This is a genomic window from Dehalococcoidia bacterium, from assembly GCA_030018455.1.
In the GTDB taxonomy this organism is placed as follows: domain Bacteria; phylum Chloroflexota; class Dehalococcoidia; order DSTF01; family JALHUB01; genus JASEFU01.
Window position 1 is genome coordinate 1 of the sequence record JASEFU010000005.1, and the last position, 19029, is coordinate 19029.

Consider the following 19029-nt stretch of genomic DNA (forward strand, 5'->3'; position numbering starts at 1 on the left):
TGAATCGCATAGTGACACCATTCTAGGTGTCACCAATGTTTCTGAACGAGCACAGACAGCGCATCCGATGATACCACATCGGCGAAGGCCGGGAAGGTGCGTTTGATTGGCGTTACCCGCTCAAATATAATTGTCGAAGTCGGGATCGGTACGTGATTCAGGTTTTCCCAAGCGGAGGTGAAGCGTGGCTTCTGGAGAGGTGTGCTTTAACGGCAAGATACTGAACGTGGACCTCACGCAGGAGCGCGTCGAGCCGGAAGCCCTTGCGCCTCCGGCCTACCGTACATACCTCGGGGGCTACGGGCTCGGTGCGCGCCTCCTCTTCGATCGCATCCCAAAAGGCGCCGATCCTCTCGGCCCCGACAACGTGCTCGGACTGATGCCCGGTCTCCTCACCGGCACCCCCTTCTTCGGCAACCGCTACCAGGTCGTCGGCAAGTCGCCGAAGACCGGCGGCTGGGGCGACGCCAACTCCGGCGGCGATTTCGGCCCCTGGCTCAAGAACGCCGGCTGGGACGGCGTCCTCTTCAGCGGCATCTCCCAGCGGCCGGTCTATCTCTTCATTCACGACGATAAAGCTGAGTTGCGCGACGCCGCCGATCTCTGGGGCCTCGACGCCATAACCGCCGAGGCGAAACTGAAAGAACGGCACGGGAAGAAGACCAGCGTCTCCTGTATCGGGCAGGCGGGCGAGAAGCTCTCCCTCATGGCCGGCGTCTGCAACGAGTACGGCCGCGTTGCCGCCCGCAGCGGCCTGGGGGCAGTGATGGGCGCCAAGAAGGTGAAAGCGGTCGCCGTTCTCTCGTCGCGCGCGGGCATACTCTCGCGCGACAGAGAAGCGCAGGCGAAGGTCAAGGCCGCGCTCGACGCCTTCATTCAGCCGCTCGTCGGGTTCTTTCACAGCATGGGGACGCCCGGCATCACCAACAGCTCGGCGATGTCCGGCGATGCGCCCGTGAAGAACTGGGGCGGCGCTGGCTCCGTCGACTTCCCCCAGGGCGCCGAGCTTAGCGGCGCCAACTTCGTCGCCAAGATGGACCGGACGTACGCCTGCTGGCGCTGCCCCGTGGCCTGCGGCGCCGAGAGCAAGGCCTCCGACAACCCGAAGTTCCCTTACCCGCGTCACACGCACCGCCCGGAGTACGAGACGGCCACCAGCTTCGGCGCCCTGTGCCTCAACGGCGACATGGACTCGCTGATCTACGCCAACCACCTCTGCAACGCTTACGGCCTCGATACGATAGCCGCGGGGGCCGTCATCGCCTTCGCGATCGAGTGCTACGAAAACGGCCTGATAACGAAAGAGGACACCGACGGCATCGAGCTCCGCTGGGGCAACGCGGACGGGATAATCGCCATGCTTGACAAGATAGGCAAGCGGGAAGGGTTCGGCGACGTGCTCGCGGACGGCATCCGCGTGGCGGCGCAGCGAATCGGCCCGGCGTCGGCTCCGTTCGCGATGGAGATCGGCGGCGAGGAGCTGCCGATGCACGACCCGAAGCTCACGCCCGACTACTTCACCACCTACAAGCTCGACCCCACTCCTGCGCGCCACACGCAGTGGGAAGGCGGCCTGCGCGGGCCCTGGCAGGTGGGCGAGCGCGTGAGCGAGCGCGAGCAAGCCGCGGGCCGCGGCGTGCTGCACAAGGCGGCCGCCGAGTACATGCACGTCGTCAACAGCACCGGGCTCTGCATGTTCGTCACGTTCTGCGGGCCGAACGAGCAGATTCCGGACTGGATAAACGCCGCTACGGGCTGGGACATGACGCTCGGAGAGCTGAGGCAGACCGGCGAGCGCATCGGCAACCTGCGGATGGCCTTCGAAGTGCGAGAGGGGAACAACCCTGCGCAGCGGGCGGTCCCCGGCCGCGTATTCGGCAGCCCACCCCTCGAAGCGGGGCCGCACGCCGGCATCACGCTCGATACCGAGACGTTGCAGCGCGAGTTCCTGGAGGCCTGCGACTGGGACCAGGAGACGTGCCGTCCCAGCCGCGCCAAGCTGGAAGAACTGGGGCTGTCCGACGTCGCGGACGTGCTCTACGGCTAGACGGCGGCGTGTCTGCGACGGTGGTGGGGCAGCGTCCTGATAGGCCGCGCGATCGTCAGGAAAAGCAGAAGACGGCCGGGGGAGCCGAGCCGCCTTCCGCCAATCCAACACCGCCTTCAGAACCCCGCATCAGGTAGGAGGCGGTTTCCTTGGTAGGAGGTCGCCTATATCATCTCGCGCAGGTGTTTAGCGCCTATAGCAACCTTGTAAAATATCGGTAAAAAGCGGGGATTCTGAACGATGAGGCGGCCCCGCGTCTGCCGAGGAGTAGGGCCGGCGCACCAGCGCCAGCGGGCGCGGGCAGTGTCGTGCCGTCATTGACTTGCCCAATTGCGGGGACTATAATTTCGCCGCCCTCACTCCTGTGAGAATATGTAATTTGGTCCGGAAACCATCCCTGCCATTTGTAGAAAAGAGGTGGTTAGTTGCGTGAGTACGAATTAGTTGTCGTTATCGACCCCGAACTCGAGGAAGAGCAGCTTGCCGCGGCGCTCGACAAGATAGGTCAGTCTGTCAGCGTTCGCGGGGGAGAGGTGGTCGAGGTCGATCGCTGGGGCAGGAGGAAGCTGGCATACCCCATCAAAGGCCGGACGGAAGGCGACTACGTCATAAACCACATACGGTTGGACCCCGCTCGGGCTGCCGAATTGGAGTCCAGCCTCCGGCTATCTGAGGAGGTGCTGCGCCATCTGCTCATCAGATCAGACGAATAGAGGGCGCGGGCAAAAGAAGCCTGCGGTCTTCTCGTGGTAGAAAGCGTTGGCGAAAGGAGCTTTTGAAATGGCGGGGCTCAACAAGGTAATGATAATAGGTAACGTCGGAACAGAGCCCGAAATGCGCTACACAGCCAACGGCAACCCTGTTACCACTTTTCGGATCGCTACCAGCCGCACTTTCACATCGCCGGAGGGAGAACGACGTGAGGAGACCGAATGGTTCAACGTAGTCACGTGGGCCCGTCTGGCCGAGACATGCAGCCAGTTCCTGCAAAAGGGACGGCGCGCGTACGTGGAAGGGCGTCTGCGCACTCGCTCCTGGGAGGGGCAGGACGGGCAACGGCGATTCCGCACCGAGATCATCGCCAACACGGTCCTCTTTCTCGACCGCGCCCAGGGAATGCCCTTGCCCGAAGAGGAGACGACGCACGAAATATCCGAGCCTGACGACCTGCCTTTCGACTAGGGGTTCAGCGAATCTGGCTACGCAGGTATACTATCAACGGTACGGAAGTGACCGCATTGCGGAGAGAGGTGTGAATAAAGCGACGTGAACGAAAGTCGGGAAGAGACAACCGAGGAACCGGCCGGCGAGCAGGAAAGCCCGGAGGCTCCGGCCGCAGAAGCAGCCCCAGAGCAAGGAGAAGCGCCCGCGCGGGTAGAGAGAAGGCGTTCTCGCTACGTTTCCCGCCGGAAGGTCTGCTTCTTCTGCGCGGAAAAAGTCGAGGACATCACGTACAAGAACGTCGATCTGCTCCGCCGCTATCTTTCTGATAGAGGTAAGATAGAGCCGCGGCGGAAGACAGGCACCTGCGCCAAGCATCAGCGCCGCCTGACGTCGGCCCTAAAGCATGCCCGCCACCTGGCGCTCTTACCCTACACCGCGGAACACATCCGTATCTCAGGCTTCCCTACCGCACGAGGCTGATTCTTCGCTGTGGGCGGGAGCATGACGTTCTCCCTCACTTCATCGCATACGGAAGGGGACGGGTGAAATGGGCATCTTCGGCCGCGGGCCTACCATAGGCGGCAGGCCCTCGCGCCAGGACAGGCGCCGCCTGCGGGCGCGGCGTCCCACCCCGGCGCGTCGCCAGGAGACGGAGCGAAGAGTCCAGCTCTTCCTCGGCGCAATGATGGCTATCGTCGTCGTCGCCGTGCTCGGCCTCGGCGCCTACGGCTACTACGACGCGAACATCAGGCCCAAGCATGAGCGCGTCCTTGCAGCGGGTGAGCGCGAGTTCTCCCTGGCGTACCTGGAGCGGCATCTTCGTTACGTCATCCGTACGGCGTCCCCCACCGACCCCGTGCGTTACGATGCAAACACCGCTCTCCAGAACACCGTCGATCAGGTGCTGGACGCCGAGATGGAGCGTATCGGCGCTCCTGCCCTCGGCATCTCGATCTCCGAAGAAGAAATAGACGCCGAGGTGCGGGAGCAACTGCGCATACCCGCGGAAGACAAGGATGCCTTCGCCGCCGCCTATCGAAAAGAGGTGCAGGATAGCGGCCTGAAGCCCGATGAGTACCGGGAAGCCATCGCGGCAAAGCTCCGCAATGAGAAGCTGAGACAGTACTTCCGCGATCAGGTGCCGGCAACCGCCGACCAGGTGAGGGCCAGGGTGATCCAAGTCGGCACGGAGGAGGAGGCGCAGAAGGTCCTGGAAAGGCTGGGAGCGGGAGAGGACTTTGCCGCCCTCGCCGCGGAGCTCTCGCTCGACGCTTCGACGAAGGACAAGGGCGGCGAGATGGACTGGGTGGCGCGAGGCGGCGTGGCGGCCGAAGTCGAGAATGTGCTCTTTGCTCTCGAAGCCGGCCAAACAAGCAAGCCTCTCGAAGTGAACGGGAAATACGAGATATACCAGGTGCTGGAGAAAGCGGCGGCGAGAGAGGTCACCCCCGATCAACGCGCCCTGATGGAAGACCGCCTCTACGCCGAGTGGCGCACGGAAATCAGCCAAGAGCACCCCGTCACCACTTACCTGACGACGGAGCAGATCCAGCATCTGTTGCAGATCGCCAGCGAAGAAGGAGCGCGGCTAAGTGGCGTACAACCGTGAGCGGCCGGTCAAAATCGGGTTAATGGGCCTCGGCGTCATCGGCAGCGGCGTTGCGCGTGTGCTGACTGAGAAAGCGGACATGCTTTCGCAGCGCATCGGCGCCCCCCTGTCGCTCGCGCGCGTACTCGAGAAGGACTCCTCGAAAGCGCGCGCCCTCTCACTCGGGCCTATCACGACCGCCGATGCCGAGGCGTTCCTGGCGGACCCCGACCTCGATATCGTGATCGAACTGCTGGGCGGCGAAGAGCCTGCCCATCAATACATCGTGCGGTCGCTGGAGGCCGGACGCTACGTCGTCACCGCCAACAAGGAGGTGATGGCCAAGCACGGCGTCGACCTCCTCTCGCTGGCGAGAACAAAGCGGGCCGACATCTTCTACGAAGGCAGCGTCGGCGGCGGCATCCCCATAATCGCCCCCTTGAAGCGCGACCTCCTTGCCAACGATATTACGGCGATCTCCGCAATCATAAACGGCACCACCAACTACATTCTGACGCAGATGAGCCGGGAAGGACGCGACTTCGCCGACGCCCTCGCCCGCGCGCAGTCGCTTGGCTACGCCGAAGCCGACCCGACGAACGACATCGAAGGGATCGACGCGTCGTACAAGCTGGCCATCCTCGCCGGCCTTGCCTTCCACGTCCGCGTCACGCCCGATCAGATCTACCGCGAAGGCATATCGCGCCTCACTTCCAAAGACTTCCGCTACGCGGGGGAGATGGGCTACGCGATCAAGCTGCTGGCCGTCGCGAAGCGGGAAGACGAGAGGCTGCAGCTTCGCGTGCATCCTGTCCTGCTGCCTGAGGGCGAACCCCTCGCAAAGGTCGACGGCGTGCTGAACGCGGTGCAGGTGGAGGGCGACCTCATCGGCCGCGCCATGTTCCAGGGCCCCGGCGCAGGCTCGCTGCCAACATCGGGCGCCGTCGTCGCCGATGTCGTCAACGCCGCTCATGCCCTCGTAAACGGTCGCCACGAGCCGATACGCCGGCTGCGGCGCAGAAGACTGTCCGTCCGCCCAATGGACGAGCTTCGCACCCGCTACTACATTCGCATGACGGTGACCGACCGGCCGGGAGTGCTCGCGCAGATCGCGAGCGTGCTGGGGCGCAACAACATATCCATCGCGACCGTCATCCAGAAGGAGGCGGACGAGGCCGCTCAGACGGCGGAAATCGTAATAACCACGCACGAGGCGCGCGAGCGTTCCGTTCAGGTCGCCTTGCAGAAGACGGCGGCCCTAGAGGTGGTAACCGAGGTTGGCGGCTTTATAAGGGTGGAAGGCTGAGGCTGCTGGGGATGCCCGAGAAGCAAGAGACGCCGGTCGCGCCCGATACCGTCAAATGGCTCCAGGACGAGGCGCACAACGTCAGGGCGCAGCTCACGAGGCTTGAGCAGCAGGTTGAGCAGTTGCAGGCGCTGTTCTCCGAGCTGTCAGACAGGGCGCGCCACTTCGACGAGACCCTTTCCGCACTTGCCGCCCAGACCGCGACTATTGCCTCCGTGCAGGAAGGAATGCTCGAAGCGAGGGCAACCGCCGCCAGAATTCGCGAGGAGCAAGAGAAGGCGCGCGCTCAGGTGGAAGAGGTGGTGCGCCAGCACCAGGCCGACATCGAGAAGACGCGCCAGGAACGGGCAGAGGTCGCGCGGTCGGTGGAGCTGATCGAGCGGCAGGTGGCGTCCTCGCTCGAGCGCCAGGCCGGCGTCGAAGACGCGGTGCAGCGTCAGCAGCAGGCAGCGGCCCAGTCCGAGCTGCGGATCAACACCCTCGAGCAGGAGATCGAAGAGCTGAAGACGAGGGCGGGCCGCGCTACGGAGGCGGCCAATCGCCTGGAGCAGCGGTTGGCCGAGCTGGAAAGCGGGCTGGAGGGCGCCGTACGGGCCAACGAGAGCCAGAGTGAGCGCGTTCGCCTCGCGGCGGAAGTCGCGCGGCGGGTGGAAGCCGAACTAGACAAGCAGAAAAGACAGGCGGAGAGCCTCACCGCTCTCGTGGAGGGGCTGGAGCTGCAGCGGCTGCAGCGTCAGCGGCTGGAAGCCCGCACGTCGCAGCTCGACGAGGCGATAGACGGCCTGAGAGCGCAGGTGGAAGAGCAGCAGCGGCTCGTTTCCGCCATCGAAGGCAAGCATCACGGCTATGAGGGTCGCCTCGATGCCCTCAGCGAGCGGCTCGACCAGTACCGCCAGCAACTTGCCGATTATCTCCTAAGACTCACCCAGAGCCAGGAGCAGTTGAAACGCCGCCAGATTGACGACTTGGAGCGGGAGATAAAGGAGTTGGAACAGTATGCCCTCAATCTTTTCGGAGAGTGACGAATTCCCGCGTATTCGAAGCCGCGGCAGCCAGGCCGCCGGCCCCGGCGTTCTTCGCCGCTACCGGCGGTACCTTCCCCTGACCGATGCCACGCCCCTGGTGTACATGGGCGAGGGAGCCACCCCCATGGTCCGCTCGCAGCGGATCGAAAAGGAGGCCGGATGCGGCGCCCTCTACTTCAAGCTGGAGTCCTGCAATCCCACCGGCTCGTTCAAAGATAGAGGGATGGTAGTCGCGACCGCGAAGGCCGTGGAAGAGGGAAACACGGCCGTTATGTGCGCTTCTACCGGCAATACGAGCGCCTCGGCCTCCGCATACGCGGCCCACTGCGGCCTCAAGGCCTTCGTCCTCGTTCCCTACGGACGGATTGCGCAGGGGAAGCTTGCGCAGGCGGTTGCCCACGGCGCCACCATCATCGCCGTCGACGATAACTTCGACGCCGCCCTGCGGCTGGCCCGCGCCGTCACCGAGAAGCACCCGATTGCACTCGTCAATTCTCTCAACCCCTATCGCATAGAAGGCCAGAAGACGGCCGCCTTCGAGATCGTCGACGCGCTGGGCGACGCGCCCGATTACCTGTTTATCCCTGTGGGCAACGCCGGAAACATCACGGCCTACTGGAAAGGCTTCACCGAATACTACCGGCTCCGTGAATCACAGAGGCGCCCGCGCATGATGGGGTTCCAAGCCGCCGGCGCCGCACCCATCGTCCTCGGCCACCCCGTCGATGACCCCCAGACGGTCGCGACCGCCATCCGCATCGGCAACCCAGCAAGCTGGCAGGGCGCCGTTGCCGCGCGCGACGAATCGATGGGGGTCATAGAGTCGGTGACGGACGAAGAGATAATGGACGCGTACTACAAGCTGGCGCGGGAAGAAGGCATCTTCGGCGAGCCGGCGTCCGCCGCCTGTGTCGCCGGCCTGCTGAAATTGACCCGCGAAGGCCTGTCGTTGAGAGACAGGACGGTGGTCTGTGTCATCACGGGCAGCGGGCTAAAAGACCCGGAGACGGCCGTCAGCATCCAGCCCGAGTTGCACAAGGTCCCCGCCGATCTGAAGGCTGTCGAGGAAGTCATCGCCTCAGCGATCTGACCTCTGCGTCCTGGAGCGTTTGCGGCGCATGCAAAAACCGCCTGCCGGGGCGGCATGCGGTCTTCGTCGCGACGGCTGGGAACGTTAGCGGCGCGGGCAACACTCTCCCTTGCAGCAGATTCCCTCGACCCTAAAGAGAGGTCCCTGACTTCCCTGGCCCAGAGTCCGGGGGCGTTCGCCGTTGCTTGTCCTTGACGAGCTCAAACGTTGTCTTACGCCCTGAGTCCGTTCTGACGCTGCAACTCGTTGAACTTGTCGATCTCGGCGTTTTGCAGAGGTCCGTAGTCTTCCGAACGCTCGCCCCACTCATAGGGCAGGCACCTCTCGCAGAACACCATCTTGGGCACTCCCGCGCCCAGCAGCACGACCCAACGGCCGGGCTGCTCCCTGCACCGCTCGCAGGTTCGCCACTCCGTCATGATCTGGCCCCCCTCCAAATAACTGAGCGAGATCACGCCCCATTAATGCGTGGGCTTTGCCGGCGTATTCGGCTCCACCGGCGTTGCCCAGGACGGCGCGCAACTTCGGAATAGCATTTCCGGTGTCGCCCGTCGCTATGGCGCGATTTTATGCCTCCTGACAAGAAATTGCAAGCCCTTTTTCCAACGTTCTTCTGACCAATCTGTGACATTTCGCACAACCCTGAATCTATCCCCGTTCAGGGGGCACGATTGCAGAGCAAACGCGGCTGCCCGCCCTCGCCCGAGGCGCCCGACGGCGGGGCCCCGAGGCGTTCGCGCCGCGCCGCGCAGTGTCTCGACCCTCCAGATCAGCTTCGACTGCTTCGTCTTCGTCTGAAGGCGCAGGCCGCGAAAGTCTTCCGACCCGCTAAGCGGAGGCGCGGGCGCGTCTTGTCGGGCTGGCAGGGCAGCCTCCGGCAAAGCGGTTTTTCTTGTCCGGCGGCGTTGCTAGCTGGTACAATCAATAGAGAACGTGCCCGCCGGGCGCGCTTTACTTGAAAAGGACAGTTGCATGGAATCCCAGACTGCGAACGCGGGTGTCGCTGCGAGATCGGGTATCGACGGGGAGCGGGTAGCCGCCGCCATAAGGGAGCTCCTGGCGGCTATCGGCGACGATCCTGAGCGGCCCGGCGTCAGGGCCACCCCGGACCGCATTGCCCGCATGTACCGGGAAGTCTTTGCCGGTCTCCACTGCGACCCGCGAGAGCTCCTCAAGGACGGTCTTGACGAAGCGCACGACGAGATGGTGATCGTGCGCGACATCCCCTTCTACTCCATGTGCGAGCACCACTTGCTGCCCTTTTACGGCGTTGCCCACATCGGGTATATCCCTGCCGGCCACGTTGTCGGTATCAGCAAGCTGGCCCGCGTGGTCGACGCCTTCGCGAAGCGTCCGCAGGTGCAGGAGCGCCTGACGACACAGGTGGCGGAGTGCATTCAGGAGTGTCTTGAGCCGGAAGGCGTTGCGGTGCTTATTGAGGCGGAGCACCTTTGCATGACCATGCGCGGCGTCAAGAAGCCGGGCGGCCGCGTCGTGACCTCCGCCGTCCGCGGCTCCTTCCGCAGGCGGGCTGTTACGCGCTCGGAGTTCCTCGCGCTCGTTCGCGGCAGGTGATTCCCATGGGCTATGAGGTCATCCGCCAGGGCCTCGACGAGTTGCGGGCGGAATGGCGGGTGCTTCTCGGCGGCGGACGGGCGGGCCGCCTGTTCCAGCATCCGGCCTGGCAGGAGCTGTGGCTGGAAGAGTTCGGCGAAGGCGGCGAGGCCTACTTCCTCACCGTGCGCGACGACGCTGCCCTCCTCGGCGTGGCGCCTCTTTTCAAGTCCAACGATATCTTCTCCTTTATAGGCGATCCCGATATCTGCGACTACATGGACTTCGTGCTCGCGCCGGGCCACGAGGAAAAGGTCCTCTCCGTTCTCCTGTACGCGCTGTACGAAGAGGACTGGTCGCAGATCGATTTTCGGGGACTGAAGGCGGGCTCGCCCACGCTCCAGCATCTCCCGTCGCTCGCGGCCAGGCTTCGCTTTCGGGTGGAGGTGGAGAAAGAGGCGGTCTGCCCGCAACTGGACCTGCCGGCGACATGGGAGGGCTACCTGGCGCTGCTGGACAAGAAGCACCGTCATGAGCTGCGACGCAAGCTGCGGCGGCTCGAGCGCGTTGCGCCCGGCGCCCGCCTCGTCGCGTTCCGCCGCCCGGCCGAGGTCGCCGCCGGGATGGACGATTTCCTCCGGCTCATGAGAATGAAGTCGGACAAGGCGCGGTTCATGACCCCTCAGATGGAACGTTTCTTCCGCCGGGCGGCGGAGGCGCTTGCCGGCGAGGGACTCGTCGCGCTGTACGCGCTGGAGGTGGAAGCCCGCCGCGTTGCCGCTGCCCTGTGCTTCGAGGACGCGCAGGAGCTTCTCGTCTACAATAGCGGTTATGACCCCGCGTTCGCTTCTCTGGCGGCCGGACTCATCTCCAAGGCCCTCATTGTCCGGAGCGCCATCGAGAAGGGACGCGCGCACTTCGACTTCCTTCGCGGCGCTGAGCCCTACAAGTACGACCTGGGCGGCAAGGACGTAGAGGTCTATCGTTGCCTTATCGAGAGGCCTTGAGGTTATCATTAGGGAAGATGAACGCCTTAAGAGTAGCGGTTATAAGCGCCCACACTTCGCCGCTCGCGACCCCCGGCTGCCGCGAGACCGGCGGCATGAACGTGTACGTGCGCGAGCTGAGCCGCGAAATGGGGCGCCGCGGGTACGTCATCGACATCTTTACCCGCCGGGCCGACAGGTCCAGCCCCGATGTCCTTCACCCGTACCCTAACGTCCGCGTGGTTCACATTCGCAGCGGCCCGCCTGAAGACGGCGGCAAGCGGAACCTCTGTCGTCATCTCGGCGAGTTCGAGAGGGATGTGCTTGCTTTCCAGGTCTCGCAGGGGCTCCAGTACGACCTGATTCACGCCCACTACTGGCTCTCAGGCTGGGTCGGCCTCTCGTTGAGAGAGCGCTGGGGCGTCCCCCTCCTCGCGATGGCGCACACGCTGGGGGAGGTGAAGAGGCGGCTGGGCATGGCGGAGCCTGAGCCGCCCTGTCGGATAGAGGTGGAGCGTTTGATTGCGGCGCGGGCGGACGGCCTGATATGCGCCAGCGACGACGAGCGCCGCGCCCTCGAGGACTGCTACGGCGCCGACCCCGGGCGCATCCGCGTCATTCCCTGCGGCGTCGACCTGCTGCGGTTCCGGCAGATGGACACCGAGACGGCGCGCCGCTCTCTCAGCCTCAACGGCGAGAAGCTGGTCCTTTTCGTCGGACGCATCGAGGCGGCGAAAGGGATCGAGCTGTTGCTTTCCGCCGCCGCCGAACTCGCGCCGGAGCCGCCCTTCCAGGTGCTGATCGTAGGCGGAGACGGCACGGGCAACGGCGAGATCGAACGTCTCCGGCACATGGCGCTCAGCCTCGGTCTCGGACGCCGCGTCAGCTTCCTCGGCCCCGTTGAGCACGACCGGCTGCCCCTGTTCTACAACGCCGCCGACGTCTGCGTCGTCCCGTCGTTCCACGAGAGCTTCGGCCTTGTCGCCCTTGAGGCGATGGCATGCGGCACGCCCGTCGTTGCCTCCGACGTCGGTGGGCTGAGGGAGACGGTAAAAGACGGCAAGACCGGCTATCTCATCGCCGGCCGCTCACCGCAGTCCTTTGCGCGGCGCATCACGTCGCTGCTCGCGGACGGCCCGCTGAGGCGCAGTTTGGGACGCACTGCCCGTCAGGAGGCCGCCAGATTCGGCTGGGGGAACATCGCCGACGCCATCGAGACGGCGTACGCAGACGTCAGGCGCGGACCGGCGCAGGCGGCGACGGGAAGCAAGGCCATCGCCGTATGATCATCGACTTCCACACGCACGTCTTCCCGCCGAAGATCTGCGCGCAGCGGGAGGACTATTTGCGGCGCGACCCCACGTTTCGCGCCCTCTACAGCGACCCCCGCGCGCGCATGGGCGCCGCTCCCGACCTGCTGAGGAGCATGGACGCCGCGGGCATCGACGCGTCCGTCGTGCTGAGCTTTGCCTGGCGAGATGCCGAAGCCCTGAATCGCACGAATGACTACATCCTCGAACAGGCGGCGAAGAGTGGCGGGCGCCTGATCCCTTTCTGCATGATCGATCCGTCATCGCCCGATGCCGCCGCCGAAGTGGAGCGCTGCGCGAAGGCGGGGGCCCGTGGGCTGGGCGAGTTGCGTCCCGACGATCAGGGGTACGACCTCTCGCCGGGCGGACCGGCGGACCTTCTCGTCGCGGCGGCGGCGGAGCACGGCCTGATCATCCTCTTCCACGTGAGCGAGCCGGTGGGCCACGAGTACCCCGGCAAGAAGGGGCTTTCGCTGGAGTCCTTCTACCGCTTTGTGGAAAGGGCTGCCCATGCCAATGTGGTGGGCGCGCACTGGGCGGGCGGACTGCCCTTCTACGCCCTGATGCCGCGAACGAGGACGAACTTCGCCAACGTCTACTTCGACTCCGCGGGCACCGGCCTTCTGTACGAGGCCTCCGTGTACCGTCACGCCGTCGATATCGCCGGCGCGGAGCGAGTGCTCTTCGGCAGCGACTTTCCGTTCTTCTCCCAGACGCGCAGCCGCCGCGAGGTCGATGCCGGGCGCCTGAGCGAGGAGGAGAAGCGTCTCGTGCTGGGGGAGAACGCCCGCCGTCTCCTGGGGCTGAGCGATGGCTGACGAGCGCGAGCGCCATCTGCGGCTATTCGTGGCCTGCGAGCTGCCGCAGACTGCGCGCGACGCCCTGGCGCAGGTGCAGGACGAGCTGCGGGCGAAGGGCGGCGCGCCGCTGCGATGGGTGCGGCCGGAGGGCATCCACCTCACGCTTAAGTTCCTCGGCAGCGTGCCCGAAGCGCAGCGACGCGCCATCGAGAACGCGCTTGCCGCCGCCATCGACGCCCCTTTTCACCTTTCGCTCCGTCTCGGCGCCGTGGGTAGCTTCGGCGGCAGACAGCGGCTGCGGGTGGTGTGGGTCGGCCTGGAGGGAGACGTGGAGGAGCTGGCGCGGCTCGCCGACGCGGTGGAGCGGGCGCTGGAGCCGCTGGGCTTCCCGCGCGAGAAGCGTCCGTACTCGCCTCACCTGACGCTCGCCCGCGTGCCCGACCACGCGACCGTCGACCAGCGGCTGCGGCTGGCGTCACTGCTCGAATCGTACCGGCCGCCGCCGCCCGTGGACTTCGACGTGCGCAGCGTCAGCCTGATGCAGAGCCTCCTCGAGCCGGGAGGCGCGCGCTACCAGCGCCTCGCCTCGTTCCCTCCCGCCGCCGCCTGACGCGGAGGTGCCCCTGCAAGTCAGCCCTGGTTGCACATCGCACCTGCGGGTATGCGGCGCGTGATGCCGCGTCCTTCAGGGCGCGGTTAAGAGCATGCACATTTCCCCCCAGGGTAACCACAACTTAACCCCTGCGTAATACTGTCGTAACGGCGCTTCTCTAGACTTCTCCTTGTGAACACCATCGGGATCGGGAAGGAAGTGGAAGGAACTCCCCCATGTCCGCCGACGCAGTAAGCTCCGGGGATACCGCCTGGGTCCTCATATCCTCCGCGCTCGTCATGCTCATGACCCCCGGGCTTGCTTTCTTCTACGGCGGCCTTGTCCGCAACAAGAACGTCCTCGGCACCATAATGCACAGCTTCATCGTCATCGCCCTCGTGAGCGTCATCTGGGTCGTCGCCGGCTACAGCCTCGCCTTCAGCCCTGGCCACGGCTTCATCGGCGGGCTCGACTGGCTGGGGCTGAAGGGCGTCGGCCAGGAACCCAACCCCGACTACTCGTCGACGGTGCCGCACATGGCGTTCATGATCTTCCAGGGCATGTTCGCGATCATCACCCCCGCGCTCATCACCGGCGCCTTCGCCGAGCGCGCCAAGTTCAGCTCCTTCCTTATCTTCATGGGTCTGTGGTCGCTCCTCGTCTACGCGCCGGTTGCCCACTGGGTGTGGGCGCCCGACGGCTGGCTGCGCGAAAAGGGCGCGCTCGACTTCGCGGGCGGGACGGTAGTGCACGTGAACGCGGGCGCGGCGGCGCTGGCGGCGGCGCTCCTCTACGGGCGCCGCATCGGCTTCGGGCGCGAGGCGATGGAGCCGCATGACATCTCGATGGTGGTGCTGGGGGCGGCGCTGCTCTGGTTCGGTTGGTTTGGTTTCAACGCCGGCAGCGCCATTGCTTCCGGGGGTCTGGCGACCAACGCCTTCGTCGTAACCCACGTCTCGACGGCAGCCGCCGCCCTCACCTGGACGGTGCTGAGCTGGCTATTCCTCAAGAAGCCGAGCGTCGTTGGCGCTGCGGCAGGCGCGGTAGCGGGCCTGGTGGCGATAACCCCCGCTGCGGGCTACGTCGATGCCATGCCCGCTCTCGTTATCGGCGCCGGCGCGGGCCTGCTCTGCTTCTTCGCCGTGCGGCTGCGGGGCCGCATGATGCTCGACGATTCGCTGGACGTCGTCGGCGTCCACGGCGCGGGCGGCGTCTGGGGCGCGCTGGCGACGGGCATGTTCGCCAGTCTGGCGGTGAACGCCGCCGGCAGCGACGGGCTCATCGCGGGGAACCTGTCGCTTGTGGGGACGCAGGCGCTGGCCATCGCCGTTACCGCCGCCTTCTCCTTCGTCGCGACGGCCGTCATTCTCAAAGTGCTCGATGTGACCATGGGGCTGCGCGTGAGCGAGGAGGAGGAGCTGATGGGCCTCGACGCGACGCAGCACGGCGAGCGGGCGTATGCCTTCGAGGGGTTTGGCGCCGTGCCCGTCCAGGAAGCGGCGGTGCAGCCGAGAAGCGGGCCGCGGCGCCTGAGCCTGGAGGAAGCCGACATGACTTAGCCGGCGGACAGCCGGACAGGAGCAGCTCTTGAAGAAAGTGGAAGCGATTATCAGGCCGGAAAAGCTGCACGAGGCCAAGGAGGCGCTGGCCCAGGCCGGCTTCGTGGGGCTGAACGTGACGTCGGTGAGCGGCCGCGGCGTCCAGAAGGGGGTCACCCGCTCCGGTCGCGGCGCGCAGGTGCAGACCGTCGATATGCTGCCCAAGGTCAAGCTGGAGGTGGTCGTCAACGATGCCGCCGTCGAGAGGGCGGTCCAGGCGATCGTAAGAGCGGCGTGGACGGGCGAGATCGGCGACGGCAAGATATTCGTCCTGCCCGTGGAGGACGCCGTGCGGGTGAGGACGGGGGAGCGCGGCGCCATCGCCGTCGAGCCCAGCCTCTCCGTCGCCTCTTCCGGGCATCGGTGAACAAGGGCGAGGGACTAATAGATTTTCGAGGAGGCAAGAACATGTCACCCCAGGACGTAGCCAAGTTCATCAAGGACAAGAATGTGCAGATCGTTGACCTCAAGTTCAACGACCTGCCGGGGCTCTGGCAGCACTTCTCCATGCCCGTCTCGGAGCTGACGGAGATGGACGATCTGACAAAGAGCATCTGGGTGGAAGGCGTAGGGTTCGATGGCTCGAGCATCCGCGGGTTCCAGAAGATCCAGGAAAGCGACATGATCCTGATCCCCGACCCGTCGACGGCGCGCATCGACCCCGTATGCGCCGCGCCTACCCTCAGCGTCATCTGCGACATCTACGACCCGTTGACCAGAAAGCCGTACACGCGCGACCCCCGCTACATCGCCAAGAAGGCGGAGTCGTACATGCGGGCGACAGGCATCGCCGACGCCAGCTACTGGGGGCCCGAGGCCGAGTTCTTCATTTTCGATGACGTCCGCTTCGATCAGACGGAGAACTCCTCGTTCTACTTCGTCGACTCCGTCGAGGGCGAGTGGAACACGGGCCGTGACGAGAAGCCGAACCTGGGCTATAAGCCGCGCTACAAGGAAGGGTACTTCCCCGTGCCGCCCCACGACGCCTTCCAGGACCTGCGCAGCGAGATGATCCTCACGATGATGCAGGCGGGAATGCCCGTCGAGGTCCACCATCACGAGGTGGCCACCGGCGGCCAGGCAGAGATCGACCTCAAGTTCGACACGCTGGTCGATATGGCCGACAAGATGATGTGGTACAAGTACATCGTGAAGAACGTCGCCCGCCGCCATGGGAAGGTGGTGACCTTCATGCCCAAGCCCCTCTACGGCGACAACGGCTCCGGCATGCACTGCCACCAGAGCCTGTGGAAGGACGGGGAGAACATCTTCTACGACCCCGAGGGCTACGCCCTGATAAGCCGCGAGGCGAAGTACTACATCGGCGGGCTGCTCAAGCACTCGCCGGCGCTGATGGCCCTCTGCGCCCCGACGACGAACTCCTACAAGCGGCTCGTCCCCGGCTACGAGGCGCCCGTGAACCTCATCTACTCAGCGCGCAACCGCAGCGCCGCCATCCGCATTCCCGTCTACACCGATAACCCGCGCACGAAGCGCATCGAGTACCGCCCGCCCGACGCCACCTGTAACCCCTACCTCGCCTTCGCGGCGATGCTGATGGCAGGGCTCGACGGCATCGAGAACGAGATCGACCCCGGGCCGCCGTTCGACAATAACACCTACGCCCTCACGCCCGACGAGGCGATGTCGCTGAAGACGGTGCCCGGCTCGCTCGAGGAGGCGATTGACGCGCTGGAGGAAGACCACGAGTTCCTCCTGAAGGGCGACGTGTTCACGAAGGACGTCATCGATGTGTGGATTGAGTACAAGCGGGAGCACGAGATCGACCAGTTGCGTTTGCGCCCGCACCCGTACGAGTTCTACATGTACTTCGACGTCTAGCAGCCGCGCGACCGGTAGGGGGAGGCGAGACCTCCCCCTGCCGTTTCGTCAGTCTTGGCAAAGGAGAGACCGCGCTCCCCTTGACTGCTGCGATCACGCAAAGTAAGCTTTGAGAAGGGCCGGGCGGTTGCCCGGCTCGCTGATGTAGCAGCCGTTGGAGGGGGCGCCATGAGCGTGGAAGAGGACAAAGAATACGTCCTTCGCACCTGCAAAGACCAGGATATCAAGTTCATCTGGCTCTGGTTCACCGACATCCTGGGCTCGTTGAAGAGCTTCGCTATCACCGTCGAAGAGCTGGAGGCCGCCCTGGCCGAGGGCATGGGTTTCGACGGCTCGTCCGTCGAGGGCTTCGCCCGCATCGACGAGAGCGATATGGTGGCGATGCCCGACCCGGCGACGTTCCAGCTCATACCCTGGCGCCCGGCCGAACGGGGCGTCGGCCGCATGTTCTGCGACATCTTCCAGCCTGACGGCACACCATTCACCGGCGATCCCCGCTACGTGCTCAAGCGCAATCTGAAACGCGCCATCGACCTCGGTTTCACGTTCTACGTCGGGCCCGAGATGGAGTACTTCTACTTCAAGACGCCGGGCGGAACTGAGGGTCTCGACGCCGGCGGCTACTTCGACCTGACGCCGCTTGACGCCGCCACCGACCTGCGCCGCGAGACCGTCCTTGCCCTTGAGGACGTGGGTATCGGCGTGGAGACGAGCCATCACGAGGGCGCGCCCAGCCAGCACGAGATCGACCTCCGCTACACGGACGCCCTCACGATGGCCGACAGCGTCATGACCTGCCGCCTCGTCGTGAAGGAGGTCGCCCTCAGGAACGGCTACTACGCTACCTTTATGCCCAAGCCCCGCGCCGGGCAGAACGGCAGCGGCATGCACTGCCACATGTCGCTCTTTAAGGGGCAGCGCAACGCCTTTTTCGACCCGAAGGACGAGTACCACCTCTCGGCGCTGGCGAAGTCGTTCCTCGCCGGGCTGCTGCGGCACGCCCGCGAGACGGCGCTCGTCTACAACCAGTGGGTCAACTCCTACAAGCGGCTCATCCCCGGCTACGAGGCGCCGGTCTATGTCACCTGGGCGCGGCGCAATCGCTCCGACCTCATCCGGGTACCGGAGTACAAGCCGGGGAAGGAGACGGCCACCCGTATCGAGTGCCGCTCTCCCGATCCGGCGTGCAACCCCTACCTGGCGTTCGCCGCCATGCTCGCCTCGGGCCTCGAGGGGATCGAGAAGGAGTACCCGCTGCCCGATCCGGTGGAGGAGAACGTATTCGCGATGGGCGAGGAGCGCCGGCAGGAGTTGGGGATCGAGACGCTGCCGGGCAGCCTCAACCAGGCCATCGAGGCGGCTGAAGGCAGCGACCTGCTGCGCCGCTGCCTCGGCGATCACGTGTTCGAGACGTTGATCGCCAACAAGAAGATCGAGTGGAACCTCTACCGGGCGCAGGTCACGAACTACGAGTTGGAGCGCTACCTGCCCATTCTGTAAGGGCGACGAAGTTCATCGTGAAGCCGCCCGGCCGCCGGTACAGCTCCGTCCACTGGAAGCCCGCGCCCTCGCATAGTCTGCGCACCGTCGCCTGCGTCTGGTAGTCGGGGTCGGGCAGACTTTCGGTTATCGATAGCACGCCTCCCGGCTTCATCGCCCGCCGCAGCTCGCCGATAGCGCGCTGCTTGTCGGTGGTCTCTCCCAGCACCGTCACCAGGAACGCGCCGTCGAGCATCCTCTCTTTGAGAGGAAGGTTGCAGGCGTCTCCCACGAGGATGCGCGAGTTGTCAATGCCCTGACGCTGGAACCGTTGGCTGAGGAAGCGCGCCGTCTCCGGCAGGATGTCGATGCAGATAAGGCGTCCGCGTTCGCCAACCCTCGAAGCCGCCTCGGCCGTGAAGTAGCCGGAACCGGGGCCGAGCTCCAACACCGTTCCCCCCTTGCGGATACGGAACTTGTCCACCGTCGGCCCCACGGGATGGACGGCGCGGCGGACCGGGTTTTCGAGCAGGAAGCGAAGACGCAGGGAACAGGGGCGGCGCAGCCGGTAGCGAAGGAGAAGCCAGAAGGATACCGGGCCGACAACAGCCGAGACGAGAAGCGGAAGACGCCCGGGCAGGCGCATCT

Annotated in this window: 19 protein-coding genes; 17 read left to right on the forward strand and 2 right to left on the reverse strand. The window is 65.1% G+C overall.

Going from position 1 to position 19029, the window contains the following annotated elements:
* The first annotated feature begins 184 nt into the window (after window positions 1–184).
* The 8 genes from QME71_07475 to thrC all read left to right on the forward strand — a co-directional run bounded on the left by QME71_07475 (window position 185) and on the right by thrC (window position 8220).
* Window positions 185–2047 carry an aldehyde ferredoxin oxidoreductase family protein gene (locus tag QME71_07475; protein MDI6858132.1) on the forward strand — a complete coding sequence of 621 codons (1863 nt, stop codon included), beginning with the start codon at window positions 185–187 and terminating at the stop codon, window positions 2045–2047.
* Window positions 2048–2472: 425 nt separating this feature from the next.
* The gene (rpsF, locus tag QME71_07480) at window positions 2473–2760 is read left to right on the forward strand and encodes a 30S ribosomal protein S6 (GenBank protein MDI6858133.1); all 288 of its coding nucleotides are present in this window, start codon (window positions 2473–2475) and stop codon (window positions 2758–2760) included.
* A 67-nt stretch (window positions 2761–2827) separates the two neighbouring features.
* Entirely contained in the window at window positions 2828–3229 is a 402-nt protein-coding gene (locus tag QME71_07485) for a single-stranded DNA-binding protein (GenBank protein MDI6858134.1), read from the forward strand.
* Window positions 3230–3313: 84 nt separating this feature from the next.
* Window positions 3314–3691 carry a 30S ribosomal protein S18 gene (gene rpsR, locus QME71_07490; protein ID MDI6858135.1) on the forward strand — a complete coding sequence of 126 codons (378 nt, stop codon included), beginning with the start codon at window positions 3314–3316 and terminating at the stop codon, window positions 3689–3691.
* Between the two features lie 67 nt (window positions 3692–3758).
* Window positions 3759–4820: a peptidylprolyl isomerase gene (locus tag QME71_07495; protein ID MDI6858136.1), complete on the forward strand. Its 1062-nt coding sequence runs from the start codon at window positions 3759–3761 to the stop codon at window positions 4818–4820.
* Window positions 4804–6105, forward strand: coding sequence for a homoserine dehydrogenase (locus QME71_07500; GenBank protein MDI6858137.1), 1302 nt, complete (start codon window positions 4804–4806; stop codon window positions 6103–6105). Before QME71_07495 ends, QME71_07500 begins: the two co-directional genes overlap by 17 nt.
* An 11-nt stretch (window positions 6106–6116) precedes the next feature.
* Window positions 6117–7127 carry a hypothetical protein gene (locus tag QME71_07505; protein MDI6858138.1) on the forward strand — a complete coding sequence of 337 codons (1011 nt, stop codon included), beginning with the start codon at window positions 6117–6119 and terminating at the stop codon, window positions 7125–7127.
* Window positions 7102–8220, forward strand: a complete 1119-nt coding sequence (gene thrC, locus QME71_07510; GenBank protein MDI6858139.1) for a threonine synthase — start codon at window positions 7102–7104, stop codon at window positions 8218–8220. Before QME71_07505 ends, thrC begins: the two co-directional genes overlap by 26 nt.
* A gap of 212 nt (window positions 8221–8432) precedes the next feature.
* Here the strand turns inward: thrC and QME71_07515 are convergent, their stop codons facing one another.
* Window positions 8433–8639 (reverse strand): hypothetical protein, encoded by a 207-nt coding sequence (locus QME71_07515; protein MDI6858140.1) that lies wholly within the window; start codon window positions 8637–8639, stop codon window positions 8433–8435.
* Window positions 8640–9192: 553 nt separating this feature from the next.
* On the opposite strand from QME71_07515, the gene folE reads away from it, so the two are divergent.
* The 9 genes from folE (at window position 9193) to QME71_07560 (ending at window position 18402) form a co-directional block, all read left to right on the forward strand.
* Window positions 9193–9795, forward strand: coding sequence for a GTP cyclohydrolase I FolE (gene folE, locus QME71_07520; GenBank protein MDI6858141.1), 603 nt, complete (start codon window positions 9193–9195; stop codon window positions 9793–9795).
* Window positions 9796–9800: 5 nt separating this feature from the next.
* Window positions 9801–10781 carry a GNAT family N-acetyltransferase gene (locus tag QME71_07525; protein ID MDI6858142.1) on the forward strand — a complete coding sequence of 327 codons (981 nt, stop codon included), beginning with the start codon at window positions 9801–9803 and terminating at the stop codon, window positions 10779–10781.
* A 17-nt stretch (window positions 10782–10798) separates the two neighbouring features.
* Window positions 10799–12046 (forward strand): glycosyltransferase, encoded by a 1248-nt coding sequence (locus QME71_07530; GenBank protein ID MDI6858143.1) that lies wholly within the window; start codon window positions 10799–10801, stop codon window positions 12044–12046.
* Window positions 12043–12888, forward strand: coding sequence for an amidohydrolase family protein (locus QME71_07535; GenBank protein ID MDI6858144.1), 846 nt, complete (start codon window positions 12043–12045; stop codon window positions 12886–12888). The genes QME71_07530 and QME71_07535 overlap by 4 nt, the downstream gene beginning before the upstream one ends.
* Window positions 12881–13480 carry an RNA 2',3'-cyclic phosphodiesterase gene (thpR, locus tag QME71_07540; GenBank protein ID MDI6858145.1) on the forward strand — a complete coding sequence of 200 codons (600 nt, stop codon included), beginning with the start codon at window positions 12881–12883 and terminating at the stop codon, window positions 13478–13480. The genes QME71_07535 and thpR overlap by 8 nt, the downstream gene beginning before the upstream one ends.
* Window positions 13481–13698: 218 nt before the next feature.
* Window positions 13699–15021: an ammonium transporter gene (locus QME71_07545; GenBank protein ID MDI6858146.1), complete on the forward strand. Its 1323-nt coding sequence runs from the start codon at window positions 13699–13701 to the stop codon at window positions 15019–15021.
* Between the two features lie 28 nt (window positions 15022–15049).
* Entirely contained in the window at window positions 15050–15427 is a 378-nt protein-coding gene (locus QME71_07550) for a P-II family nitrogen regulator (GenBank protein ID MDI6858147.1), read from the forward strand.
* A 41-nt stretch (window positions 15428–15468) separates the two neighbouring features.
* Entirely contained in the window at window positions 15469–16902 is a 1434-nt protein-coding gene (glnA, locus tag QME71_07555) for a type I glutamate--ammonia ligase (GenBank protein MDI6858148.1), read from the forward strand.
* Between the two features lie 168 nt (window positions 16903–17070).
* Window positions 17071–18402 (forward strand): glutamine synthetase family protein, encoded by a 1332-nt coding sequence (locus QME71_07560; GenBank protein ID MDI6858149.1) that lies wholly within the window; start codon window positions 17071–17073, stop codon window positions 18400–18402.
* Here QME71_07560 and QME71_07565 read toward each other — a convergent pair.
* A complete protein-coding gene (locus QME71_07565; GenBank protein MDI6858150.1) occupies window positions 18362–19027 on the reverse strand; it encodes a class I SAM-dependent methyltransferase in 666 nt (221 codons plus the stop codon). The genes QME71_07560 and QME71_07565 overlap by 41 nt on opposite strands.
* Between the last annotated feature and the right edge of the window lie 2 nt (window positions 19028–19029).